Annotated in this window: 36 protein-coding genes; 5 read left to right on the top strand and 31 right to left on the bottom strand. The window is 49.6% G+C overall.

The genetic code is table 11. The features are described from left to right. Window positions 1–80 precede the first annotated feature (80 nt). The gene (locus tag FFS57_RS22170) at window positions 81–1,400 is read right to left on the bottom strand and encodes a lytic polysaccharide monooxygenase (protein ID WP_137940020.1); all 1,320 of its coding nucleotides are present in this window, start codon (window positions 1,398–1,400) and stop codon (window positions 81–83) included. A gap of 550 nt (window positions 1,401–1,950) precedes the next feature. Between FFS57_RS22170 and FFS57_RS22165 the strand changes: the two genes are divergently transcribed. The 5 genes from FFS57_RS22165 (at window position 1,951) to tfpB (ending at window position 7,512) form a co-directional block, all read left to right on the top strand. Then, complete coding sequence (locus FFS57_RS22165) at window positions 1,951–2,724, top strand: class I SAM-dependent methyltransferase (RefSeq protein WP_137940019.1); 774 nt, start codon at window positions 1,951–1,953, stop codon at window positions 2,722–2,724. Then, window positions 2,693–3,379, top strand: coding sequence for a DUF2238 domain-containing protein (locus FFS57_RS22160; protein ID WP_137940018.1), 687 nt, complete (start codon window positions 2,693–2,695; stop codon window positions 3,377–3,379). Before FFS57_RS22165 ends, FFS57_RS22160 begins: the two co-directional genes overlap by 32 nt. A gap of 291 nt (window positions 3,380–3,670) precedes the next feature. Further along, window positions 3,671–4,654, top strand: coding sequence for an NAD(P)H-quinone oxidoreductase (locus tag FFS57_RS22155; protein ID WP_137940026.1), 984 nt, complete (start codon window positions 3,671–3,673; stop codon window positions 4,652–4,654). A 128-nt stretch (window positions 4,655–4,782) separates the two neighbouring features. Then, entirely contained in the window at window positions 4,783–5,682 is a 900-nt protein-coding gene (locus tag FFS57_RS22150) for an HDOD domain-containing protein (RefSeq protein WP_137940017.1), read from the top strand. 63 nt (window positions 5,683–5,745) lie between these two features. After that, entirely contained in the window at window positions 5,746–7,512 is a 1,767-nt protein-coding gene (gene tfpB, locus FFS57_RS22145) for a type IV pilus assembly ATPase TfpB (RefSeq protein ID WP_137940016.1), read from the top strand. 160 nt (window positions 7,513–7,672) lie between these two features. Here the strand turns inward: tfpB and rplQ are convergent, their stop codons facing one another. The 30 genes from rplQ to FFS57_RS21995 form a co-directional block, all read right to left on the bottom strand. Continuing rightward, a complete protein-coding gene (gene rplQ, locus FFS57_RS22140) occupies window positions 7,673–8,062 on the bottom strand; it encodes a 50S ribosomal protein L17 (protein WP_137940015.1) in 390 nt (129 codons plus the stop codon). Window positions 8,063–8,077: 15 nt separating this feature from the next. Then, window positions 8,078–9,061: a DNA-directed RNA polymerase subunit alpha gene (locus FFS57_RS22135; protein WP_137940014.1), complete on the bottom strand. Its 984-nt coding sequence runs from the start codon at window positions 9,059–9,061 to the stop codon at window positions 8,078–8,080. A gap of 24 nt (window positions 9,062–9,085) precedes the next feature. After that, the gene (gene rpsD / locus FFS57_RS22130) at window positions 9,086–9,706 is read right to left on the bottom strand and encodes a 30S ribosomal protein S4 (RefSeq protein WP_137940013.1); all 621 of its coding nucleotides are present in this window, start codon (window positions 9,704–9,706) and stop codon (window positions 9,086–9,088) included. Window positions 9,707–9,721: 15 nt separating this feature from the next. Further along, entirely contained in the window at window positions 9,722–10,114 is a 393-nt protein-coding gene (gene rpsK, locus FFS57_RS22125) for a 30S ribosomal protein S11 (RefSeq protein ID WP_137940012.1), read from the bottom strand. A 32-nt stretch (window positions 10,115–10,146) separates the two neighbouring features. Further along, complete coding sequence (gene rpsM / locus FFS57_RS22120; protein ID WP_137940011.1) at window positions 10,147–10,509, bottom strand: 30S ribosomal protein S13; 363 nt, start codon at window positions 10,507–10,509, stop codon at window positions 10,147–10,149. Window positions 10,510–10,567: 58 nt separating this feature from the next. After that, window positions 10,568–10,681, bottom strand: coding sequence for a 50S ribosomal protein L36 (gene rpmJ, locus FFS57_RS22115; protein WP_137940010.1), 114 nt, complete (start codon window positions 10,679–10,681; stop codon window positions 10,568–10,570). Between the two features lie 42 nt (window positions 10,682–10,723). Next, window positions 10,724–10,942: a translation initiation factor IF-1 gene (gene infA / locus FFS57_RS22110; protein WP_077296113.1), complete on the bottom strand. Its 219-nt coding sequence runs from the start codon at window positions 10,940–10,942 to the stop codon at window positions 10,724–10,726. Window positions 10,943–10,963: 21 nt separating this feature from the next. Continuing rightward, a complete protein-coding gene (secY, locus tag FFS57_RS22105; RefSeq protein WP_137940009.1) occupies window positions 10,964–12,280 on the bottom strand; it encodes a preprotein translocase subunit SecY in 1,317 nt (438 codons plus the stop codon). Between the two features lie 15 nt (window positions 12,281–12,295). Then, window positions 12,296–12,730 carry a 50S ribosomal protein L15 gene (gene rplO / locus FFS57_RS22100; protein WP_137940008.1) on the bottom strand — a complete coding sequence of 145 codons (435 nt, stop codon included), beginning with the start codon at window positions 12,728–12,730 and terminating at the stop codon, window positions 12,296–12,298. After that, complete coding sequence (rpmD, locus tag FFS57_RS22095) at window positions 12,731–12,916, bottom strand: 50S ribosomal protein L30 (RefSeq protein WP_137940007.1); 186 nt, start codon at window positions 12,914–12,916, stop codon at window positions 12,731–12,733. It abuts the gene before it with no gap. Beyond that, complete coding sequence (gene rpsE / locus FFS57_RS22090) at window positions 12,909–13,430, bottom strand: 30S ribosomal protein S5 (protein WP_137940006.1); 522 nt, start codon at window positions 13,428–13,430, stop codon at window positions 12,909–12,911. Before rpsE ends, rpmD begins: the two co-directional genes overlap by 8 nt. Window positions 13,431–13,442: 12 nt before the next feature. Next, on the bottom strand, window positions 13,443–13,796 hold the full coding sequence (rplR, locus tag FFS57_RS22085) for a 50S ribosomal protein L18 (protein WP_137940005.1): 354 nt from the start codon (window positions 13,794–13,796) through the stop codon (window positions 13,443–13,445). Between the two features lie 13 nt (window positions 13,797–13,809). After that, window positions 13,810–14,343 (bottom strand): 50S ribosomal protein L6, encoded by a 534-nt coding sequence (gene rplF, locus FFS57_RS22080; RefSeq protein WP_137940004.1) that lies wholly within the window; start codon window positions 14,341–14,343, stop codon window positions 13,810–13,812. Window positions 14,344–14,354: 11 nt separating this feature from the next. Beyond that, window positions 14,355–14,753, bottom strand: a complete 399-nt coding sequence (gene rpsH / locus FFS57_RS22075) for a 30S ribosomal protein S8 (RefSeq protein ID WP_137940003.1) — start codon at window positions 14,751–14,753, stop codon at window positions 14,355–14,357. 15 nt (window positions 14,754–14,768) lie between these two features. After that, window positions 14,769–15,074 (bottom strand): 30S ribosomal protein S14, encoded by a 306-nt coding sequence (gene rpsN, locus FFS57_RS22070; RefSeq protein WP_137940002.1) that lies wholly within the window; start codon window positions 15,072–15,074, stop codon window positions 14,769–14,771. 7 nt (window positions 15,075–15,081) lie between these two features. Continuing rightward, a complete protein-coding gene (gene rplE, locus FFS57_RS22065) occupies window positions 15,082–15,621 on the bottom strand; it encodes a 50S ribosomal protein L5 (protein WP_137940001.1) in 540 nt (179 codons plus the stop codon). A gap of 9 nt (window positions 15,622–15,630) precedes the next feature. Beyond that, window positions 15,631–15,948, bottom strand: a complete 318-nt coding sequence (gene rplX / locus FFS57_RS22060; protein ID WP_137940000.1) for a 50S ribosomal protein L24 — start codon at window positions 15,946–15,948, stop codon at window positions 15,631–15,633. Between the two features lie 9 nt (window positions 15,949–15,957). Continuing rightward, window positions 15,958–16,326 carry a 50S ribosomal protein L14 gene (gene rplN, locus FFS57_RS22055; RefSeq protein ID WP_137939999.1) on the bottom strand — a complete coding sequence of 123 codons (369 nt, stop codon included), beginning with the start codon at window positions 16,324–16,326 and terminating at the stop codon, window positions 15,958–15,960. 162 nt (window positions 16,327–16,488) lie between these two features. Continuing rightward, a complete protein-coding gene (rpsQ, locus tag FFS57_RS22050; protein WP_137939998.1) occupies window positions 16,489–16,749 on the bottom strand; it encodes a 30S ribosomal protein S17 in 261 nt (86 codons plus the stop codon). A gap of 2 nt (window positions 16,750–16,751) precedes the next feature. Further along, window positions 16,752–16,943 (bottom strand): 50S ribosomal protein L29, encoded by a 192-nt coding sequence (rpmC, locus tag FFS57_RS22045; RefSeq protein ID WP_137939997.1) that lies wholly within the window; start codon window positions 16,941–16,943, stop codon window positions 16,752–16,754. Then, window positions 16,943–17,359: a 50S ribosomal protein L16 gene (rplP, locus tag FFS57_RS22040; RefSeq protein WP_137939996.1), complete on the bottom strand. Its 417-nt coding sequence runs from the start codon at window positions 17,357–17,359 to the stop codon at window positions 16,943–16,945. Before rplP ends, rpmC begins: the two co-directional genes overlap by 1 nt. After that, window positions 17,346–18,053: a 30S ribosomal protein S3 gene (rpsC, locus tag FFS57_RS22035; RefSeq protein WP_137939995.1), complete on the bottom strand. Its 708-nt coding sequence runs from the start codon at window positions 18,051–18,053 to the stop codon at window positions 17,346–17,348. Before rpsC ends, rplP begins: the two co-directional genes overlap by 14 nt. Before the next feature lie 10 nt (window positions 18,054–18,063). Then, a complete protein-coding gene (rplV, locus tag FFS57_RS22030) occupies window positions 18,064–18,393 on the bottom strand; it encodes a 50S ribosomal protein L22 (RefSeq protein ID WP_137939994.1) in 330 nt (109 codons plus the stop codon). 9 nt (window positions 18,394–18,402) lie between these two features. Then, complete coding sequence (gene rpsS / locus FFS57_RS22025; RefSeq protein ID WP_137939993.1) at window positions 18,403–18,678, bottom strand: 30S ribosomal protein S19; 276 nt, start codon at window positions 18,676–18,678, stop codon at window positions 18,403–18,405. A 7-nt stretch (window positions 18,679–18,685) separates the two neighbouring features. Further along, the gene (rplB, locus tag FFS57_RS22020) at window positions 18,686–19,519 is read right to left on the bottom strand and encodes a 50S ribosomal protein L2 (RefSeq protein ID WP_137939992.1); all 834 of its coding nucleotides are present in this window, start codon (window positions 19,517–19,519) and stop codon (window positions 18,686–18,688) included. Between the two features lie 10 nt (window positions 19,520–19,529). Beyond that, on the bottom strand, window positions 19,530–19,835 hold the full coding sequence (gene rplW / locus FFS57_RS22015; RefSeq protein ID WP_137939991.1) for a 50S ribosomal protein L23: 306 nt from the start codon (window positions 19,833–19,835) through the stop codon (window positions 19,530–19,532). Next, window positions 19,832–20,452, bottom strand: a complete 621-nt coding sequence (gene rplD, locus FFS57_RS22010; protein WP_137939990.1) for a 50S ribosomal protein L4 — start codon at window positions 20,450–20,452, stop codon at window positions 19,832–19,834. The genes rplW and rplD overlap by 4 nt, the downstream gene beginning before the upstream one ends. Continuing rightward, window positions 20,453–21,097, bottom strand: a complete 645-nt coding sequence (gene rplC, locus FFS57_RS22005) for a 50S ribosomal protein L3 (RefSeq protein ID WP_137939989.1) — start codon at window positions 21,095–21,097, stop codon at window positions 20,453–20,455. Between the two features lie 97 nt (window positions 21,098–21,194). Beyond that, window positions 21,195–21,506, bottom strand: coding sequence for a 30S ribosomal protein S10 (rpsJ, locus tag FFS57_RS22000; protein WP_137939988.1), 312 nt, complete (start codon window positions 21,504–21,506; stop codon window positions 21,195–21,197). A gap of 67 nt (window positions 21,507–21,573) precedes the next feature. Then, the coding region (locus tag FFS57_RS21995; protein WP_137939987.1) for an EF-Tu C-terminal domain-related protein at window positions 21,574–21,686 on the bottom strand (113 nt) is incomplete at its 5' end.

Here is a 21,686-nt window from a genome sequence, read left to right as displayed (position 1 = left end):
ATGTATCACACATACATTCCGGTTTTTGTGTTGCACTCCACCCCGCTGACAGCCGCTCATGACAGACCTCGAACAGGCTCTTACTTGCAGGTATCCAACAATTCCCACGCATCATCCTGCCCAGGTACATCACCACGGCTCCACCACTTGTTACGGTAGTTGTAGCCTTGGTGGCTGACCTTGATACCTGCTGCGGTGTAGGACACGCTGGCAGACCAAGCTTGTTCGCACTTGATACCCGGTGTCGGTGCAGTGCCACCATTACATTTACCAACGGCTTTCCAGGCACCCCATTGCTGGCTACCTGGCTCTTCGCCTCGAGTCCACCATTGTGCTTGCCACAGTTGCCCTTTGAACGAGGCTTTTTCACCACTGGTGTAAGCACGGGCACTATTCCAAGGTTGCACACCATCACATCCCGGCCCTGGGTTTGGGTTGGGATTAGGGTTGGGATTCGGTGCGGCAACGATATCGATCTTGGTGGTATAGGTGGCCTTACCATGCACATAGATGCGGTTCTCAGTGGCACTGACCACTGGCTTCAATACCCCGCGTGCATCCAGCTTGCCGATACCGACCAGCCGAGACTCCCCGTTGACTTTCAGGCCCAAGTGATAAGGCCAGGCGGCGGCGGTGTTCATGCCCGTATTCAACGTAACGGTGTGTGATTCTGCGTCGCGGCCATCCTTGTCAAACACTCGTAAGGTCACCTTGCTACCCACGGTCAGATCCTGTTGTGCGCGCACTTCGCCGATTTCTCGCCAGTCGGATACTACTTGGCCATTCATTTCCACATCCATGCAGGCATAGAAGGCTTCTGCACTGTCCGAGCGCTGCCAGATGTTATAGATCACGTGCTTACCCGACTTGTTCTTGGGTAAAGGGCAGTTCATGCGATAACGGCCGTTTTCCAACTTGACCGAATTGATAGTGCAAAACGGTGTGGCTTCCAGATCGGACCATTTCAATGGCTTGGTCGGATCATAACCATCACGGGTGATATAGAACTCGAAATAGCGAGTTGCATGTGGGGCTGACGCATTGTAGACAAACTCGAATTTGCCATCGGCACTTAGAGAAATCGGTGTAGACACCCAGTCCGTACGCGGTAGATCCATCCCTTTGAATAGCTCTTTACCACCACTGCATAACTTACCATCAGGCACAAAAGCTTTGTGGTTACCATTCGGCAACTGATTGATACCATTCCAGTCGTACAGCGCCTGTGCACCACCGACCTCGACTGCAGCACGGCACGCTGCGGATTTCGGGCTTTCTGGCCCCTCCTTGAAACAGTTCAACACCCGACTCACCGGCACATCGAACGAGCCGTGCGCCTGAGCCAGCCAGGGCAGCATCAACAGCGATGCTGCGGATAACCATTGCATTTGACGTTTCATGTTTTCACCCTTCTTATTGGTTTACCGACCAGCAGGGTGCCCACTCAAGCAAAAACGGGGCACGTCGAAACGACGCGCCCTGCCCGAACCACACCCTCATCTGCCAAGCAACAGTCAGAGCACCCCAGCACTGACTGCCTTACTTGAAAAACCACCTAAATACCACTATCACTGGAAGTGATGTTATCAATGCCATTGGTATAATGCAACGCCCTCGTACATTCGAATCGACATGTAGCACAGCAATAACCACATATCCCTTGTTCCGCCTTGTGAATCAGGCCATGAGTGGTATCGGCATGCAGAAATCAAGTCAACCATCCAATAAACCGGATAATAATTAATATTTATCAAAAGCTTGCAAATTTCACCTCCCAAGACACACCCAAACTTGCGGCTAATACGGGGAGACATTTGCTCGGCGATTGCTCAATCCAGCACATGCGCTAATTCAAATACCATTTCATTACCTATTCCAATGACTTCGGGCAACGGCCGACATCCTCGGGTATCATCGCCACTCTCAACCAACACATCCGACACCAGACGAATGGATCAGCTCGTCATCACTCAAGAACACACCGACCCGACAGTCGCAGCACAATTAGCCGCAGAGCTCGGTTTACCACTGGCGGATGTCATTCCGGAAACCTGCCGCTATACCCTGACCCTGACACCCGACCGTTTAGAACTACGCACACTAGGCAAAGGTGCCCCAGGTCCGATTTATGTGGATTTCGTGGAAGGGGCGAATGCCCACCGCCGCAAATTTGGTGGCGGTCGTGGTCAGCTGTTGCCCAAAGCTGCAGGATTGAAGGGGGACTATTTGCCACATGTGGTCGACGCCACCGCTGGCTTGGGACGGGATGCATTTGTACTGGCGTCATTGGGTTGTCAGGTGACGATGATCGAACGTTCTCCCATTGCCTTTGCCCTGCTACGAGATGGTTTGCAACGTGCCCAGGCCGCAACGGATGTGACAGATATTGCAGCAAGAATGATGTTGATCAGGGCGAATGCGACAGAATGGCTAGGACAGATTGCGCCAGATCAACGGCCGGATGTGGTCGTAGTCGACCCCATGTTTCCAGACCGCGGCAAGGCAGCATTGGCCAAAAAGGAAATGCAGGCATTCCAGGTTTTGATTGGCGATGACCTGGATGCAGAATGCCTACTGGAGGCTGCGCTGGGCGCCGCCAGACGCCGCGTCATTGTTAAACGTCCTCGCTTGGCAGATATCATTTCTGGCGCCAAACCCAGCACACAAATCATCGGCCAAAGTACTCGATTCGATGTTTACGTACGCCCGGTCACCCATGCTTGATCGCTTTCATTTCACGTCAGCCCAGTGGTGGGGCTTTGCCAGCTTTGTCTTGCTTTGGATTGCCTCGTGTATTCAAGCCCCCTGGCCTGCTGATCTCGTCCTTCAACACTCGCTGACCCTAATGGCAATGCTTGGTCTATTAATCTATGCCCGGCGCTTTGCGCTGGATAATGTCAATTTCGTATTGCTGATGCTGTTTTTATCTATGCATCTGCTAGGGGCACGCTATTTGTATACCAATGTGCCATATGATCGATGGACAGCTCAGCTCTTTGGTTCGCCACTCAGCAGCTGGTTTGGCTGGGAACGAAACCATTTTGATCGCCTGACCCACTTCGCCTATGGTTTATGTTTGGTCAGACTATTCCAAACGACGTTGGTCAGCCGATTACGCTTATCTGAACGTGCGGCTGGTTGGTTTGCCGTGGAGTGGGTGCTTGCCAGCAGCGCTTTGTATGAATTGTTTGAGTGGTTGATTGCTGCCACCTTGTCGCCAGCAGCAGCTGAAGGTTACAACGGGCAGCAAGGAGACATGTGGGATGCCCAAAAGGATATGGCCCTAGCAACATTGGGAGCGGCCATGATGCAATGGATGATTCACATGAAATGGATAACGTCATCATCCGCAGCCCCCATCATCAAGTATCCTCAATGACATCTGCCATAGCGGCTACGACGTCACAGACAGCCGCCTGAGATTGTGCTTGCAGCATTTAATCCAGCCACAAGAATGCACAAAACTTGAATCAATAGGAGCCCCAGCGAATCAGTTCTGGGCAGGTGTACAAATAAAGACCTTTCGAAGATACGGCAAGTTTGCACAACAACATCAGTCGGCACAGTTTCGTGAGCGATTATAAACAAAGCAAAACACTAGTACCTGTTCAGTAGCCCGGCCCTGCAAGGCGCCCACCAGCTTGAAGGAACAATCATGTATCCATCCACCATGCACGCTTTCCTGGCGCCCGAGCCTGGCAGCCCCGAGGCACTGACACTATCTACGTTACCAACGCCAACACCCAAGCGTGGCGAAGTATTGATTAAAGTTGCCGCGGCCGGTTTAAATCGTTTGGATATCTTTCAACGCCAGGGACGCTATCCACCACCACCTGGTGCAAGTGACATCCTGGGGCTGGAGGTCGCCGGAACCGTAGTGGCGGTTGGCCAGCCTTCACCTGGGATACAAATAGGGGACCAGGTATGTGCACTCTTGACGGGTGGCGGCTATGCAGAATACTGCACAGCGCCGGCAGCACTTTGTCTGCCGATTCCTGAAGGCTGGAGCATGTTGGAGGCAGCGTCGATTCCGGAAGCGCTGTTCACCGTATGGAGCAATATCTTCATGCGCGCTGCTATCGCCCCCAGTGAGAGCCTGTTTGTTCAAGGCGGAGCCAGTGGTATCGGTACCATGGCAATTCAACTGGCACGGGCTTTTGGTCACCCGGTGTTCACCACCGCCCGCAATCAGGAAAAATGCCAAGCTTGCCTGGATTTAGGCGCCACAATCGCAATTGACTATCAGCAGCAAGATTTTGTCGACATCATCAAACAAGTTACCCATGGTCGTGGGGTGGACGTCATTCTTGACCTGGTGGGTGGCAGCTATATCCCTCGCGAACTTAGTGTACTGGCCGACGATGGCCGGCTTTGCCTGATCGCGCTACTGGGTGGCACTCGAAGTGAAGTCAATTTGGCAGAGATGCTGAAACGGCGATTGACCATGACTGCGTCCACACTGCGCCCACGTCAGGTAGATTTTAAGGCTCATATTGCACAGCAGTTGAAAACGCTCGTCTGGCCACTACTGGATCATCGTACCATCCACCCTGTCATTTGGGCGGCAATGCCATTTGAACAGGCAGCAGCAGCCCATCGTCTGCTGGAAGCTGGGGAGCATATTGGCAAGATCATGCTGAAACTGGACAATTAGGACGGCTCAATCTTGTAGTGTTGGCCAAGAAATCCTGAATAGCCATCACGGCTTTTTTACGCAACGTGACAGACCGTTAGGCTCTGCTATAACAATAGCAATGTGCTTGATGATTGGCCGGGGTGGACATGCTCACTGCACCGCTATCCAGTTTTGAAGCCTGGGTCAGCTACATGTCCCAGTGTGAACTGCCGGTATTGGCCCGAACCATTCACGAGATCGAGTTACTGCAAGCCAATGAAGACAATATCACCGGTCGTGACATTGCACGTGTCTTGTTACATGATCCCCTGATGACCCTGAGAGTCATCCGTTACCTGCAGGATCACCGCCGCAAAAGCCAAGTTACCGATGTCACCACTGTCGAGCATGCAGTGATGATGTTTGGTACTCACGCTTTCTTCTCTGCGTTTTCCAATCTGGCCTCATTGGAAAACCATCTTGCCTCGGAACCAGCCGCCTTGTCTGGCGTCATGCGGGTATTGAGTCGTGCCTTTCATGCGGCATTGTATGCCCGTGACTGGGCAGCGATTCGCCACGATGTTGATGTGGAGGAGTTGACTTCTGCCGCACTCTTGCATGACTTGGCAGAAATCCTGCTTTGGATCACCGCCCCAAAATTAGCACTGGATATCCACTATCGTCTTCGTAGCAATCCTTTGCTACGAAGTGCCACCGCGCAAACCGATGTGCTGGGTTTCCCGCTGTTGAAACTGCAACTGGCTCTGGCACAAGGATGGCATTTGCCACAGTTGTTGATGGAATTGATGGATGACCGCCAAGCCAGCCTTCCAAGAGCGCGTACCGTCGTCTTGGCCGTTGATCTCGCTCGGCATAGTGCAAATGGCTGGTACGATGCAGCCTTGCCAGATGACTTTCGTGGAATCGGGGAATTGCTGCATCTGGCACCTGATGAGGTCCGCCAAACCATTTTACGCACCACATTGCAAGCCGCTCATGCTCATGGTTGGTATCATTGGCCACCTGCTGCCACCTGGTTGCCATTGGAACCCACCAAGGCAGGTTGATCGGGCATTGGCGTCATCTCGCAATCCCGCTATAGTCAAGGCTTGCAGCGACAAAAGACAATCATGGATTCAACCCAATTCGACGTTACCAACACCCTTGCCCAATTGGTTCAAGATGGTTTGGTCTCACGCAAAGATGCAGATTCAATGTATGTTGGCACGCGCACCAAGGAACGTGCCGAAGCACATCCGCTGACACTGATTGCCAATCAGCGTTGGCAATCTGCCGAATCACCCAGCCGATTAATTACCATTGACATACTAATGCAATGGCTAGCAAACAAAACGCAGCTGGAATATATCAATATCGACCCTTTGAAGGTCGATGTTCCCAATGTCTGTGCCGTGGTGTCACATGCCTATGCAACCCGTTACAAGATTCTGCCAGTTGCGGTCTCACGTACCGAGATTACGATTGCAACGGCGAACCCTTTTGACCGGGACTGGGAGCGAGTCCTATCTCAAGCCATCACCCAGCATATCAAGCGTGTATTGGCCAACCCGGATGATATTGTTCGCTATCTAGCCGAATTTTATAGTCTGCAACGTTCATTGAAAGGGGCTACCAAAGCCCAGTCCGGTTCCGGCTCAGGTGTCGCCAGTTTCGAGCAATTGGTTGAACTGGGCCGTACCACGTCATTGGATGCCAACGACCAGCATGTCGTTCACATCGTGGATTGGATGTTTCAATATGCGTACGAACAACGCGCCAGCGACATCCATCTTGAGCCTCGTCGAGACAGCGGAAACATCCGCTTCCGGATCGATGGCGTCATGCATCTGGTGTATCAAATCCCCGTCTCCGTTATGACCGCAGTTGTCAGCCGCATCAAGTTACTGGGACGAATGGACATTGTTGAAAAACGCCGTCCACAAGATGGCCGTATCAAAACCAAAACTCCAGATGGTGAGGAGGTGGAATTACGCCTATCAACCATGCCAACCGTATTCGGTGAAAAGCTGGTCATGCGGATTTTCGACCCGGACGTACTGGCCAAGTCATACAGAGAACTCGGTTTTACAGAAGAGGAAATGGGCATCTGGAACGGACTGATTGCCCAACCCAATGGGATTGTCCTATTGACCGGCCCAACTGGATCTGGCAAGACCACCACACTCTACACCACGATGCGGCAACTTGCCCAACCCGAGGTGAATGTCTGCACCATTGAAGATCCAATCGAAATGGTAATGCCGCATTTAAACCAGATGCAAGTGCAACCCCAAATTGGCCTTAACTTTGCAGACGGCGTAAGAACCTTGCTACGACAAGATCCTGACATCATCATGATTGGCGAAATCCGTGATCGGGAAACTGCCGAGATGGCCATTCAAGCTGCATTGACTGGCCACTTGGTACTGTCGACCCTCCACACCAACGATGCACCTTCCGCCATTACTCGATTGCTTGAAATTGGTGTTCCTGGCTACTTACTGAATGCCGCTTTACTTGGTGTTGTCGCCCAACGACTGGTACGTACATTGTGCCCACAGTGTAAGGCTGAACGAGAGATCGGCGATGAAACGTGGGCGGAGCTAGTCAAACCATGGCGTGCTTCAAAACCAACCCACATTTACAAACCCGTTGGTTGCCTAGAATGTCGCATGACGGGTTACTATGGTCGAACCGGCATTTACGAGATGCTGACCATTTCACCTTCGATCCGGAAAATGATTGGACAGGAACAGGATATCGTCGCATTACGCCAAGCAGCCATTAAACACGGCATGAAACCACTCCGTCTAAGTGGCGCAATGAAAGTGGCCGCTGGACAAACTACACTAGACGAAGTCATGACTGTCACTCCTCCGGCTATGCCAACTGATTGAGAGAATATCGATACAACATGACATTGAGCATCCTCACTACTCAGGAAGCACATTGATGATGGTTTAAGCCTAGCTAGCCACTCTGAGCATTGGATCGGGCGTAGATACAAACAAAAAAGCCAGCTTCATGCTGGCTTTTTTGTTGTCTAACAAACTGAGTTTACTCTTCGGAAGATGCGGCTACAGCTTGTTCTGGGCGGTCCAGCAGTTCGATATAAGCCATCGGCGCATTATCACCCTGACGGAAACCACATTTCAAAATGCGCAAATAACCACCATTGCGATTTGCAAAACGTGGGCCCAGTACGTCGAACAACTTAACCACTACTTCGCGATCACGAGTACGGTCAAATGCCAAACGACGGTTAGCCAACGAAGGCTTCTTGCCCAAAGTAATCAAAGGCTCTGCTACACGGCGCAATTCCTTCGCCTTAGGCAACGTTGTCTTGATCACTTCCTCTTTCAACAGTGCATTCGCAAGGTTACGCAGAAGAGCCAGACGATGGCTACTTGTGCGGTTCAGTTTGCGATTGCTCAAACGATGACGCATTGTCGTGTCCTTTCCTTACGGTTTTTCCAAACCGACTGGTGGCCAATTTTCCAGCTTCATCCCAAGCGTCAATCCCTTCGAGGCAAGCACTTCCTTGATTTCATTCAAGGACTTCCGGCCCAGATTAGGCGTCTTCAACAACTCAGTTTCGGTGCGCTGGATCAGGTCACCAATATAGTAAATGTTTTCCGCTTTCAAGCAGTTTGCCGAGCGAACGGTCAACTCCAAGTCATCAACCGGGCGCAACAAGATCGGATCGATCTGCGGTGCACGTGGTTGCTCAACCTCGACCGTCGTACCTTTCAGATCGGCAAAAACTGACAGCTGATCAACCAGCGTACGTGCTGCGAAACGAACAGCTTCCTCTGGTTCAATCACGCCATTGGTCTCGATGTCGATTACCAGCTTGTCGAGGTCAGTACGTTGCTCAACACGTGCGCTTTCAACACTGAAGGCAACGCGGCGCACCGGGCTGAAGGAAGCATCCAATAGGATGCTACCAATCGAGCGATTTTCATCATCTTTCGCCCGAACGGTAGCCGGTACATAGCCACGACCCTGCTCAACCTTGATCTCCATATTCAACTTGCCACCTGAAGACAGGTTAGCAATGACATGTTCAGGATTGAGAATTTCAACGTCATGAGTTGTCTCGATATCGGCAGCAGTCACCACACCTTCACCATCTTTCTTCAAAGACAGCAAGGCAGAGCTGCGGTTATGCAGCTTCAGGACCACGCCTTTCAAATTCAAGAGAATATCGACAACATCCTCACGAACGCCATCCAGAGCCGAATACTCATGTAGCACACCCTCGATTTTTACTTCAGTGGGTGCATAACCAGGCATCGACGACAACAGCACTCGACGCAGCGCATTGCCAAGCGTATGACCATAACCACGCTCGAACGGCTCCATGACTACCCTCGCTTGAAACGGGGAGATGTTCTGAACGTCAACAATACGCGGCTTCAGGAATTCAGTAGCACTGCTTTGCATAACCCTTCCTTGTCTGGTTACAGGTTACTTCGAGTAGAATTCAACAACGAGTTGCTCGTTGATGTCGCCGGCGAGATCAGCACGCTCTGGTACTGATTTGAACACGCCTTCCATTTTCTTCGAATCAACCTGAACCCATGACGGGAAGCCGATTTGCTCTGCCAATGCAAGTGCTTCAACGATACGTACTTGCTTTTTGGATTTTTCGCGAACGGCAACAACGTCACCCGACTTAACTTGATAAGAAGGGATGTTCACAGCGTTGCCGTTTACGGTAATCGACTTATGGCTGACCAGCTGACGTGCTTCTGCGCGGGTAGAACCATAACCCATGCGGTACACGACATTATCCAAGCGACTTTCAAGCAACTTCAACAGATTTTCACCAGTTGAACCCTTACGGCGCTCTGCTTCAGCGAAATAATTACGGAACTGGCGCTCCAATACGCCATAAATACGGCGGATCTTTTGTTTCTCACGCAACTGCAGACCAAAGTCCGATAAGCGTGGTGTTTTCTGTCCATGTTGGCCAGGTGCAGAATCCAACTTGCACTTCGTATCCAGAGCGCGACGAGCACTCTTCAGGAACAGATCTGTGCCTTCGCGGCGAGACAGTTTACATTTCGGTCCGATATAACGAGCCACAATTCTTCTCCAATATTAAATACGACGCTTTTTAGGAGGACGGCAGCCATTATGCGGAACCGGCGTAACGTCGGAAATGCTGGTGATCTTGAAACCCAGTGCGTTCAAAGCACGAACTGCAGATTCACGACCAGGCCCTGGTCCCTTGATTCTCACTTCAAGATTTTTGACACCGTACTCTTGGGCTACTTTACCAGCAGCTTCCGCTGCAACTTGAGCAGCAAACGGGGTCGACTTACGAGAACCCTTAAAACCAGCACCGCCAGAGGTCGCCCAGCTCAGGGCGTTGCCTTGACGGTCCGTGATTGTAACGATGGTGTTATTGAAGGAAGCATGTACGTGGACAATGCCCTCGCTCACGCTCTTCTTCACCTTCTTACGCACACGGGCAGTAGATGCTTTAGCCATTACTTATTCCTTAATGTGTGTACAACCTGATATTACTTCTTACCTGCAATTGCCTTGCGAGGACCCTTACGAGTACGCGCATTAGTACGGGTACGCTGTCCACGTGCGGGCAGTCCGCGACGGTGACGCAAACCACGATAGCAACCGAGGTCCATCAGACGCTTGATATTCATCGTAACTTCGCGGCGAAGATCACCTTCTACAGTGAATTTGCCAACTTCATCACGCAACTTATCCATGTCAGCATCGTTGAGATCCTTCATCTTGGCATTACGTGCAATACCAGCTGCGTCGCAGATGATTTGAGCACGAGTACGACCAATGCCATAAATAGCGGTCAAAGCGATTTCCGCATGTTGGTGGTTCGGGATGTTAACCCCGGCAATACGGGCCATGAAAATACCCCAATATCAAAAAGTTGACGATTGTATCGCCAGCAATTGACTGAGTCAATCAGCCCTGGCGTTGCTTATGACGGGGATCCGTGCAAATTACACGCAACACACCGTTCCGGCGGATCATCTTGCAGTTACGGCAGATCCGTTTTACCGAAGGTTGTACCTTCATTTTGGTTCCTTTCCTACTAAAGAACTAAGCCAGCATTCCGCCCTACTTTGCTCGGAATACAATGCGTGCACGCGACAAATCATAGGGGGTCAGCTCCACCGTCACTTTATCACCTGGAAGGATACGAATATAGTGCATCCGCATCTTCCCAGAAATATGGCCAAGCACAACATGGCCATTCTCAAGCTTAACCCTGAATGTCGCGTTCGGCAGGGTTTCCAAAATCTCACCCTGCATTTGAATCGTATCTTCTTTCGCCATCTCGCGATTTTGGTTCTGTAATCAGCGAGCGGTCAAACCGCCCTTGAAATTAGACTTCTTCAGCAGGCTTTCGTACTGTTGGGACAAAATATACGATTGCACCTGCGCCATAAAGTCCATCGTTACGACTACAATAATCAGCAACGATGTCCCGCCAAAATAGAATGGAACATTCCACTTGACGATCAAGAACTCAGGAATTAGACACACTAGCGTAATATAGATTGCACCAAATAACGTTAGACGCAAAATGATACGTTCAATATAACGTGAGGTCTGCTCTCCAGGACGAATCCCCGGAACAAATGCACCACTCTTCTTCAAATTATCAGCAGTTTCCTTTGGATTGAAAACCAAAGCTGTATAGAAGAAGCAAAAAAAGACGATAGCAGCAGCATAGAGAAGAACATATATTGGCTGACCTGGGTGCAAAGCATCACCAATATCTTTCAACCATCTCAAATGCTCGCTATTCCCAAACCATCCGGCAATTGTAGCTGGGAAAAGGATAATACTTGAGGCAAAGATGGGCGGAATTACACCTGCCATATTCAACTTAAGTGGCAAATGAGTACTTTGCCCTTGCATGACACGATTTCCAACCTGACGCTTTGCGTAATTCACCAAAATTTTACGTTGTCCACGTTCAACAAAAACAACCAACGCGGTAATCAATGCCACCCCAATGAACAAGAACAATACAAACGGAATTGAAAGCGACCCCTGATTTGCCAGAGCAAGTGTCTTGCCAATGGCAGATGGCACACCAGCTGCGATACCAGCACAAATAATCAGCGATATTCCATTCCCGATACCACGTTCCGTGATTTGCTCGCCCAACCACATCAAAAACATCGTGCCAGTAACTAAAGTAATGACGGTGGTAAAGTAAAATTCCACTTGACCGGTCAATACCAAACCTGGTTGCCGATACAACATCACCGCAATACCAAAACTTTGGAATGTAGCTAGCAGCACCGTCCCGTAACGCGTAAATTTTGTAATCTTACGCCTGCCAGCTTCGCCTTCTTTCTTCAACTGTTTAAGCTGAGGAAGAATCTCCGATGCTAATTGAATAATAATCGATGCCGAAATATACGGCATGATGCCAATTGCAAATACCGTAAAACGACTCAGGGCACCACCGGAAAACATGTTAAACATGTCCAACAGGCCCGTCTGTGAAGAGCTAAACAACTTTGCCAGCGCATCAGGATCGATCCCAGGAACAGGGATATGAGCACCAATACGATACACAATAAGCGCCCCTAGCAAAAACCAGAGGCGCTTCTTGAGATCGCCAAACTTGTCTACCGAACTTTGAATCGAATTAGACACAGCGTAGCCTTAAATTTATTCAGCGATCGAACCACCAGCAGCTTCAATTACGGAACGCGCACCTGCAGAAACCAGCAGACCACGTACTTTGATAGCTCGCTCGATTTTTCCCGATAATATGACTTTAACAGTGCGTGCATTCGCAGAAACCAAACCAGCCTGCAAAAGCACCATCGGATCAATATCATCAACCGGCAACTTTGCCAATTCGCCCAATGTAACTTCATGGTTCAATCCTTTATTCAAGGAAACAAAACCACGCTTAGGCAAACGACGCTGCAGTGGCATCTGACCACCTTCGAAGCCGACTTTATGAAAGCCACCACTTCTAGACTTCTGCCCTTTGTGACCGCGGCCACAAGTTTTACCCAAACCGCTGCCAATACCACGGCCAACACGGCGTTTCGCATGCTTAGCACCAGACGCGGGTGCAATCGTATTCAGCTGCATTTAACCCTCGCACTTCAACAAATAGCTGATCTTGTTGATCATGCCACGGTTTTCCGGAGTATCAATCACTTCTACCGATTGGTTGAGTTTCTTTAAACCCAGACCACGGGCACATGCCTTATGAGACTCCAGGCGACCAATCAGGCTCTTGACCAAGGTAACCTTGATTTTGCCAGCATTAGCCATTTGTCACCTCACCCAGAACTTGCGCAACGCTCAAACCACGCTTTGCGGCAATTTGCTCAACGGTGCGAATATTCGCCAAACCGTCCAATGTCGCGCGAACAACATTATAGGGATTAGTCGAACCGTGACACTTCGCGGTGATGTTATGAATTCCCATCACTTCAAAAACAGCACGCATCGGGCCGCCAGCAATAATACCAGTACCTTCAGGAGCAGGCTGCATAAACACGGTTGTAGCCCCATGCTTACCAACAACCGTATGATGCAAAGTACCATTTCTCAAGGGTACTTTGAACAACTTACGACGAGCTTCATCCATCGCCTTTTGAACAGCAACAGGAACCTCTTTTGCCTTACCCTTACCCATACCAATACCACCATTGCCATCGCCAACTACTGTTAACGCAGCAAAACCCATGATACGGCCACCCTTCACGACCTTAGTCACACGATTTACCGTGACCATTTTCTCGCGAAGGCCGTCAGAGCGTTCTTCCAAATCGTTCTTAGCCATTTGAACCTCTAATTAGAATGCCAAGCCGTTTTCACGGGCGGCGTCAGCCAATGCCTTAACACGGCCGTGATACTTGAATCCGGAACGGTCAAACGCAACTGATTCGATACCTGCCGCTTTTGCTTTTTCGGCGATACGCTTGCCAACCACTGTAGCGGCAGCCGCGTTGCCACCGTTCGCGATATCTTTGCGCACTTCAGCCTCAAGCGTCGAAGCGCTTGCGAGGACTTTACCGCCGGTCTCATCAATAATCTGAGCATAGATGTGCTGGTTTGTACGCAAAATGCACAAACGAACCATGCCCAGCGCTGCAATACGTGCACGAGTTTTACGTGCCCTGCGCAAGCGAGTCTGTTTCTTATCCATGGTAAAGCCTCAATTATTTCTTCTTGGTTTCTTTCAGCACCACAACTTCGTCCGCGTAGCGAACGCCTTTACCCTTATAGGGTTCCGGCGAGCGATATGCACGGACTTCAGCTGCAACCTGACCAACTTGTTGCTTATCAACGCCTTTAATTAAGATCTCAGTCTGCGAAGGCGTCTCGACTTTAACGCCAGCTGGCATCTGATGCGCAACAGGATGGGAAAAGCCCAATGTCAGATTTAAAACATCACCTTGAGCTTGGGCACGATAACCCACACCAACCAAGGTAAGCTTACGTTCAAAACCTGTAGACACACCCTTGACCATGTTGGCCAACAGGGCACGCATCGTACCAGACATCGCACGAGCATGTTTTGCTTCGTTTGCAGCGGCACACTTAATAGCACCATTTTCAACGACGACTGAAACATCAGCAGTTAATGGCCTTGTCAACACACCCAAGGGGCCTTTTACAGCAATCTGTCCATCTTCGATTGTGACTTCAACATTTGAGGGCACAACGATTGGATTCTTAGCTACGCGAGACATAATTTACCTCATTACGCCACTACGCAAAGCAACTCACCGCCAATACCAGCAGCACGCGCTTTACGATCCGTCATTACACCCTTAGATGTGGAAACGATTGCCACACCCAAACCATTCATTACCAAAGGAATGTCCTCAACCCCTTTGTAAACACGTAACCCAGGGCGGCTAACGCGCTCAATTCGATCAATTACAGGACGTCCTTCGTAATACTTCAGTCCAATTTCAAGAGATGCTTTACCAGCACCCAAATCAGTCACCGAAAACGCATCGACATAGCCCTCATCCTGCAAGACTTTGGCAATTGCCACTTTCAACTTGGAGGACGGCATACTAACAACAGCCTTCGCAGAACGCTGTGCGTTACGAATGCGGGTCAGCATGTCGGCGATAGGATCATGCATACTCATCTTGATCTTCCCCTATTACCAGCTTGCCTTCACAACACCCGGAATTTCACCGCGCATCGCAATTTCACGAATCTTGGTGCGACCCAAGCCAAATTTACGGAACGTGCCACGAGCGCGACCCGTTATTGCACAACGATTACGCAGGCGAACCGGGCTAGCATTGCGAGGCATCTTCTGCAACAACAAGCGAGCAGCGAATCGCTCTTCATCAGTTAAATTGGCATCACTGATAACATCAAGCAGTTTTCTACGTTTTTCTGCGAATTTCGCAACCGTTTCGCGGCGCTTTTGCTCGCGATTAATCATGCAAACCTTTGCCATGTCACCCTCAGTTCTTGAAAGGGAATTTAAACGCGGCAAGCAAAGCGCGCGCTTCTTCATCAGTCTTTGCAGTTGTGGTAACCGTAATATTCATACCACGCAATGCATCAATCTTATCGTACTCAATTTCCGGGAAAATGATCTGCTCACGAACACCGATATTGTAGTTACCACGCCCATCAAAAGAGCGGCCAGATACACCTCGAAAATCCCGAATACGCGGCATTGCAATCGTAACCAATCGGTCTAAAAATTCGTACATACGATCGCGACGCAAAGTCACCTTACAACCGACCGGATAATTATCACGAATCTTAAAACCAGCGATTGATTTTTTGGACAATGTCACCACCGGCTTTTGACCTGCAATCTTCTGCATGTCGCCAACAGCAAATTCCATTACTTTCTTATCTGCAACAGCCTCGCCAACACCCATATTCAGCGTTATTTTCTCAATTCGAGGCACTTCCATAATCGACTTATAACCAAACTGCTTCTGCAGGTCTGGCACTACTGTATTCGTATAAAACTCTCGCAAACGAGCCATGATTACCCCTTAGGCGTCCAACAGTTCGCCGTTCGACTTGAAGAAACGAACCTTGCGGCCATCATCCAGGATACGGAATCCTACACGGTCCGCTTTTTGAGTAGCCGGATTGAAAACCGCAACATTTGACACATCAACTGGCTTTGACATTTCAACAATTCCACCAGTCAGGCCTTTAACAGGATTCGGTTTCTGGTGCTTCTTCACTAGGTTCACACCTTCAACTACCACATGCCCATCTGCTAAAACATGCAGAACTGCGCCACGTCTACCCTTGTCTTTACCTGCCAGGACGATGACCTCGTCACCTTTACGAATCTTACGCATCATCACTCCTTACAGAACTTCCGGCGCTAATGAAACGATCTTCATAAAACGCTCGGTACGCAATTCACGGGTAACCGGCCCAAAGATGCGGGTACCAATCGGTTCAAGTTTGTTGTTCAACAAAACCGCTGCATTACCATCAAACTTGATCAACGAACCATCAGGACGACGTACACCCTTAGCGGTACGTACCACCACGGCATTATAAACATCGCCTTTTTTTACACGACCACGAGGAGCGGCATCTTTTATGCTCACCTTGATAATGTCACCAACACTTGCATAGCGGCGCTTGGAACCACCTAACACCTTGATGCACATAACAGAACGCGCACCGGTATTATCAGCCACTTCCAAAATGGACTGCATTTGAATCATTTTTTATCTCCAACTTAAACCGTCTTCCACCCAGCAGTGGAGAGAACCAAAACGGTTCAGTTTTGGGCCCCGTTCGGGGAAGGACGCTCTAAGGCAACTCGAAAAGTGCAAGATTATAAGGGCCTTGTATAATTAACACAAGGCCCTTATCACTTTGACCAATCAGGCCAAGCGAGCTTTCTCAATTAACTTTGTCACAACCCAGTTCTTTGTTTTAGACAATGGGCGGGACTCAGTAATTGTAACGAGATCGCCTTCGCGAAATTCGTTATTTTCATCGTGCGCGTGATACTTTTTGGAACGACGAATTACTTTACCATACAGCGGGTGCTTTACTTGACGCTCCACGAGTACAGTAACGGTCTTATCCATTTTGTTACTCACAACGCGACCAGTCAGCGTGCGAACAATCTTTTCGCTCATGATCAGGCAGCCTTTTTCTCAGCAAGGAGTGTACGAATACGTGCAATGTCGCGACGCACCTGGCGCAACTCACTTGTCTTAGCAAGTTGCTGAGTTGCGAGCTGCATACGCAGACTGAATTGAGCCTTCAACAGAGACAACAGCTCTTGCTGCAACTCATCGACAGACTTGGAACGGAGATCTTTCGCTTTCATCACTGCCCCACTTGACGCTGTACGAATACTGTAGCGAACGGCAGCTTGGCCGCAGCAAGACGGAAAGCCTCACGAGCCAACTCAACACTAACACCGTCCATTTCGTACAAAACTTTACCAGGCTGAATTTCAGCCACCCAGTATTCAGGTGAACCCTTACCATTACCCATCCGCACTTCTGCAGGCTTACTTGTAATCGGCTTATCCGGGAAAACTCGAATCCAGATCCGACCACCACGCTTAATGTGGCGCGTCATTGCACGTCGTGCAGCTTCAATTTGACGAGCGGTTAAACGGCCACGGCCAACTGCCTTAAGGCCATACTCACCAAAATCAACCTTGGTTCCACGAGTCGCAATACCAGTATTACGACCTTTTTGAACTTTACGATATTTTGTACGATTAGGCTGCAGCATTTCTGCCTCCAGACTTTCTACCCTTCTTCTCGACCTCTACCGGCTGAGGGGTGGGCTGCTCACCGCGACCTGCATGCTCACCTTTATACACCCACACTTTGATACCAATAATTCCATATGTGGTTTTTGCTTCAGAGGTAGCATAATCGATATCAGCACGAAGCGTATGAAGTGGAACACGACCTTCGCGATACCATTCACTACGTGCAATTTCAATTCCATTCAAGCGACCCGAGCTCATAATCTTAATGCCTTGAGCTCCCAGGCGCATTGCATTCTGCATAGCCCGCTTCATTGCGCGTCGGAACATAACGCGCTTTTCCAATTGAGAAGCAATGCTATCGGCAATCAACTGCGCATCCAGTTCAGGCTTCCGAATTTCTTCGATGTTGATGTGCACAGGCACACCCATCATCTTTTGCAACTGACCTTTCAGCAACTCAATATCTTCGCCCTTCTTCCCAATTACCACACCAGGACGAGCACTATGAATGGTAATTCGAGCATTTTTAGCCGGACGCTCAATGATAATCTTGCCAACAGCAGCATGACCGAGCTTGGACTTCAGGAACTGACGAACTTTAATATCTTCATTCAACATGTTCGCGAAATTTAAATTATTCGCGTACCACTTGGAAGACCAGTTTTTCAGCACAGCCAGACGGAAACCCGTCGGATGAATTTTCTGACCCATTGTCTCTTCCTTAATCGCCGACAGTCAGCGTGATGTGACACGTCTGCTTCTCAATACGGTTACCACGACCTTTTGCACGCGCAGTAAAGCGCTTGAGACTAGGTCCTTTATCAACATAGATCGTTGCAACTTTTAACGCATCTATGTCTGCACCCTCATTGTGCTCAGCATTGGCAATTGCGGACTCCAAAACAGCACGGATAATACGCGCACCTTTTTTGGGGGTAAAAGCCAATACATTCAACGCCTGCTCAACCGATTGCCCGCGAACCAGATCAGCCACCAAGCGAGCTTTTTGTGCGGACAGTCGAGCATTTTTCAAAACAGCAGAAACTCTCATTTCGCCACCTTATCTCTTAGCTTTCTTGTCAGCTGCATGTCCTTTAAAGGTACGTGTCAGCGAAAACTCACCCAGCTTGTGGCCAACCATGTTCTCGTTGATATACACAGGAACATGCTGACGACCATTGTGTACAGCAATCGTCAAACCAACAAAATCAGGCAAAACGGTAGAGCGGCGCGACCAAGTTTTGATCGGACGCTTATCATTGCTAGCAAGAGCAGCTTCAGCCTTCTTCAGCAGGTGATGGTCTACGAAAGGACCTTTCTTAATGGAACGTGCCATGGCTCAATTATCCTTTATTCGAATAGCGACGACGAACAATCATATTGTTCGTACGCTTGTTGCTACGTGTACGATATCCCTTAGCAGGAGTACCCCACGGACTAACAGGAACACGAGCCTCACCGGTACGCCCTTCACCACCACCATGCGGGTGATCGATTGGGTTCATTGCAACCCCACGTACAGTCGGACGAATGCCGCGCCAACGATTTGCACCGGCCTTACCAATCTTACGGAGACTATGCTCTTCGTGACCCACTTCACCAACAGTAGCACGACAATCAACATGAACCTTGCGAATCTCGCCAGAACGAAGACGAAGCTGCGCATAGCTTCCCTCACGGGCCAATAGCTGCACAGATGTACCGGCGGAACGGGCCAGCTGAGCTCCCTTACCAGGCATCATCTCAACACAATGCACAGTTGTACCAACTGGGATATTACGCAACGGCAACGCATTGCCAGCCTTAATTGGCGCCTCAGAACCACTTACAAGCTGCGCCCCAACATTAACACCCTTCGGCGCGACGATATAACGTCGCTCACCATCTGCATAACACAACAATGCAATATGTGCAGTACGATTGGGATCGTACTCAATGCGTTCAACCTTTGCGACTACACCGTCTTTATTCCGGCGAAAATCAATCACACGATAGTGATGTTTATGGCCACCACCTTGGTGACGCATTGTTACATGACCATTGTTATTACGACCAGCCTTGCTATGCTGCTTTTCAAGTAATGGTGCATATGGCGCACCCTTATGCAGATTAGACGTAACAACTTTGATTACCGCACGACGACCAGGAGACGTCGGTTTAACTTTGATCAATGCCATGACCTTCTCCTTATTCCGCCGATGCAAATTCAATTTGCTGACCTGGCTTCAAGCAAACATATGCTTTTTTCCAGTCTTTACGTCGGCCAACAGTGCGGCCAAATCGCTTTTGCTTGCCCTTAATATTTAGGACTTGCACGCTTTCGACTTGCACCTTGAATAACGTTTCTACTGCCGCGCGAATCTCGGGCTTAGTTGCATCAATCGCAACCTTAAAAACAACCTGCTCGTTCTTATCCGCGACGAAAGTGCTTTTCTCAGAGATGATCGGAGCCAGGATCACCTGATAAAGGCGTTCTTGATTAACCGCGCTCATGCGTACATCTCCTCGATTTGCTTAACGGCACCACGCGTAACCACTACGTTCCGGAAGTGAACCAAGCTCACAGGATCTACCTGCGATGGCTCCACCACATAAACATGGGGCAAATTACGCGAGGACAGATACAGATTCTCATCGACAGCATCAGCAATAATCATGACGTGATCCAACCCCATGGACTTTAGCTTTGCTGCAAACTGCTTAGTCTTCGGGGAGTCAACCATAAAGCTATCCACCACCTGCAGACGCCCTTCACGAACCAGCTGCGAGTAGATTGCCGCCACACCAGCACGGTACATCTTACGATTTACTTTATGGCTAAAATTCTCCTCTGGAGAATTCGGGAAAATTCGACCACCACCACGCCACAATGGACTCGATGCCATACCAGCACGAGCACGACCCGTACCTTTTTGACGCCAAGGCTTACGAGTAGACTTAGCAACCTCGCTACGACCTTTTTGAGCACGATTCGCACTGCGGGCATTGGCCTGATAGGCAACCACCACCTGATGAATAAGCGCTTCATTATAGTCACGCCCAAACAGCGCATCAGATACTGACAAGGTCGACGAAGCTTGACCTTGCTCATTAATTACTTTCAGTTCCATTTAAGCACCTGCCTTTACGCTCGGACGAACGACGACGTCGCCACCCTTGGCACCGGGAACGGCCCCTTTAACCAAAAGCAACTGACGCTCAACATCGACACGCACAACCTCAAGACACTGAACTGTGCTCTTGACGTTACCGTACTGACCTGCCATGCGCTTGCCGGGAAACACACGACCCGGGTCTTGAGCTTGACCAATGGAGCCCGGCTTATTATGCGAAACCGAGTTACCATGCGACGCACGATTAGAACTAAAGTTGTGGCGCTTAATTACACCAGAAAACCCTTTACCCTGCGAAGTACCAGTTACATCGACCAACTGACCCGCAGAAAAGACTTCAACCGACAAGATGGAACCTGGCTGCAATGAAGTCAATTGCTCGGCGGTTAGGCGGAACTCGTGCAAACCACGACCAGCCTCGATACCAGCTTTTGCAAAATGTCCTGCTTCAGCCTTATTGACGCGACTTGCCTTGCGGAGACCGAAGGCAACTTGAACGCCAGCATAACCATCAGTCTCATCGGTTTTGACTTGAGCTACGCGATTATTGGACATATCCAGCACCGTAACTGGAATGGAGGCACCATCCTCAGCAAAGATGCGGGTCATGCCAATCTTGCGACCTACAAGACCTAAACTCATGATTATTTCCTTTTACGAAAGGGCCGATTGCGATTGATCGGCAAAAAATAAAAACGGGCTCGCAACAGCGAGCCCGCTATTCTAACAGAAAATCAAGTTACTGCAACTTGATTTCCACGTCAACCCCTGCTGGCAAGTCAAGCTTCATCAGGGCATCAACAGTCTTGTCAGTCGGGTCAACAATATCCATCAAACGCAAATGCGTGCGAATCTCCAATTGATCACGAGATGTTTTGTTGACATGCGGAGAACGCAGAATATCGAAGCGCTGAATACGTGTCGGCAAAGGGACCGGCCCTTTCACCACCGCACCCGTGCGCTTTGCCGTTTCAACAATCTCGGCCGCAGAACGATCAATCAAATTGTAATCAAAAGCCTTAAGACGGATACGGATACGTTGACTTTGCATGAATTTTCCTAAAGAACAGATAAAGAACAAATGACGCGATTTCGGTCGCGCCACCTTCAAAAATCGATTACTCGATAACCTTAGCAACAACACCCGCACCAACGGTACGACCACCCTCACGAATCGCGAAGCGCAATCCTTGCTCCATCGCAATCGGGGCAATCAAACTAACCGTCATGG

The organism is Chitinivorax sp. B, from assembly GCF_005503445.1.
Classification (GTDB): domain Bacteria; phylum Pseudomonadota; class Gammaproteobacteria; order Burkholderiales; family SCOH01; genus Chitinivorax.
This window is presented reverse-complemented; position numbering and strand designations above follow the sequence as displayed.

What these genes read in the sequence shown, in the direction of transcription:
- FFS57_RS22155 (WP_137940026.1), top strand. Translation starts at nt 3,671, where the DNA reads ATGCACGCTTTCCTGGCGCCCGAGCCTGGCAGCCCCGAGGCACTGACA.
- rpsM (WP_137940011.1), bottom strand. Translation starts at nt 10,509, where the DNA reads ATGGCCCGTATTGCCGGGGTTAACATCCCGAACCACCAACATGCGGAA.
- rpmJ (WP_137940010.1), bottom strand. Translation starts at nt 10,681, where the DNA reads ATGAAGGTACAACCTTCGGTAAAACGGATCTGCCGTAACTGCAAGATG.
- rpsH (WP_137940003.1), bottom strand. Translation starts at nt 14,753, where the DNA reads ATGAGTATGCATGATCCTATCGCCGACATGCTGACCCGCATTCGTAAC.
- rplC (WP_137939989.1), bottom strand. Translation starts at nt 21,097, where the DNA reads ATGAGTTTAGGTCTTGTAGGTCGCAAGATTGGCATGACCCGCATCTTT.
- FFS57_RS22135 (WP_137940014.1), bottom strand. Translation starts at nt 9,061, where the DNA reads ATGCAAAGCAGTGCTACTGAATTCCTGAAGCCGCGTATTGTTGACGTT.
- rpsS (WP_137939993.1), bottom strand. Translation starts at nt 18,678, where the DNA reads ATGGCACGTTCCATTAAGAAAGGTCCTTTCGTAGACCATCACCTGCTG.
- rpsC (WP_137939995.1), bottom strand. Translation starts at nt 18,053, where the DNA reads ATGGGTCAGAAAATTCATCCGACGGGTTTCCGTCTGGCTGTGCTGAAA.
- rpsK (WP_137940012.1), bottom strand. Translation starts at nt 10,114, where the DNA reads ATGGCTAAAGCATCTACTGCCCGTGTGCGTAAGAAGGTGAAGAAGAGC.
- rpsQ (WP_137939998.1), bottom strand. Translation starts at nt 16,749, where the DNA reads ATGAGCGAAAAGATTGTTCGCACGCTGACTGGTCGCGTTGTGAGTAAC.
- rpmD (WP_137940007.1), bottom strand. Translation starts at nt 12,916, where the DNA reads ATGGCTAATGCTGGCAAAATCAAGGTTACCTTGGTCAAGAGCCTGATT.
- FFS57_RS22165 (WP_137940019.1), top strand. Translation starts at nt 1,951, where the DNA reads ATGGATCAGCTCGTCATCACTCAAGAACACACCGACCCGACAGTCGCA.
- rplV (WP_137939994.1), bottom strand. Translation starts at nt 18,393, where the DNA reads ATGAGAGTTTCTGCTGTTTTGAAAAATGCTCGACTGTCCGCACAAAAA.
- rplP (WP_137939996.1), bottom strand. Translation starts at nt 17,359, where the DNA reads ATGCTGCAGCCTAATCGTACAAAATATCGTAAAGTTCAAAAAGGTCGT.
- rplQ (WP_137940015.1), bottom strand. Translation starts at nt 8,062, where the DNA reads ATGCGTCATCGTTTGAGCAATCGCAAACTGAACCGCACAAGTAGCCAT.
- rplN (WP_137939999.1), bottom strand. Translation starts at nt 16,326, where the DNA reads ATGATTCAAATGCAGTCCATTTTGGAAGTGGCTGATAATACCGGTGCG.
- rpsN (WP_137940002.1), bottom strand. Translation starts at nt 15,074, where the DNA reads ATGGCAAAGGTTTGCATGATTAATCGCGAGCAAAAGCGCCGCGAAACG.
- rplR (WP_137940005.1), bottom strand. Translation starts at nt 13,796, where the DNA reads ATGGATAAGAAACAGACTCGCTTGCGCAGGGCACGTAAAACTCGTGCA.
- rplW (WP_137939991.1), bottom strand. Translation starts at nt 19,835, where the DNA reads ATGAGCGCGGTTAATCAAGAACGCCTTTATCAGGTGATCCTGGCTCCG.
- rpsJ (WP_137939988.1), bottom strand. Translation starts at nt 21,506, where the DNA reads ATGCAAAGTCAACGTATCCGTATCCGTCTTAAGGCTTTTGATTACAAT.
- rplO (WP_137940008.1), bottom strand. Translation starts at nt 12,730, where the DNA reads ATGCAGCTGAATACGATTGCACCCGCGTCTGGTGCTAAGCATGCGAAA.
- FFS57_RS22150 (WP_137940017.1), top strand. Translation starts at nt 4,783, where the DNA reads ATGCTCACTGCACCGCTATCCAGTTTTGAAGCCTGGGTCAGCTACATG.
- rplB (WP_137939992.1), bottom strand. Translation starts at nt 19,519, where the DNA reads ATGGCATTGATCAAAGTTAAACCGACGTCTCCTGGTCGTCGTGCGGTA.
- rpmC (WP_137939997.1), bottom strand. Translation starts at nt 16,943, where the DNA reads ATGAAAGCGAAAGATCTCCGTTCCAAGTCTGTCGATGAGTTGCAGCAA.
- tfpB (WP_137940016.1), top strand. Translation starts at nt 5,746, where the DNA reads ATGGATTCAACCCAATTCGACGTTACCAACACCCTTGCCCAATTGGTT.
- FFS57_RS22170 (WP_137940020.1), bottom strand. Translation starts at nt 1,400, where the DNA reads ATGAAACGTCAAATGCAATGGTTATCCGCAGCATCGCTGTTGATGCTG.
- rplD (WP_137939990.1), bottom strand. Translation starts at nt 20,452, where the DNA reads ATGGAACTGAAAGTAATTAATGAGCAAGGTCAAGCTTCGTCGACCTTG.
- rplX (WP_137940000.1), bottom strand. Translation starts at nt 15,948, where the DNA reads ATGCGTAAGATTCGTAAAGGTGACGAGGTCATCGTCCTGGCAGGTAAA.
- infA (WP_077296113.1), bottom strand. Translation starts at nt 10,942, where the DNA reads ATGGCGAAAGAAGATACGATTCAAATGCAGGGTGAGATTTTGGAAACC.
- FFS57_RS22160 (WP_137940018.1), top strand. Translation starts at nt 2,693, where the DNA reads ATGTTTACGTACGCCCGGTCACCCATGCTTGATCGCTTTCATTTCACG.
- rplE (WP_137940001.1), bottom strand. Translation starts at nt 15,621, where the DNA reads ATGGCTCGTTTGCGAGAGTTTTATACGAATACAGTAGTGCCAGACCTG.
- rplF (WP_137940004.1), bottom strand. Translation starts at nt 14,343, where the DNA reads ATGTCTCGCGTAGCTAAGAATCCAATCGTTGTGCCCTCAAATGTTGAA.
- rpsE (WP_137940006.1), bottom strand. Translation starts at nt 13,430, where the DNA reads ATGGCTAAGAACGATTTGGAAGAACGCTCTGACGGCCTTCGCGAGAAA.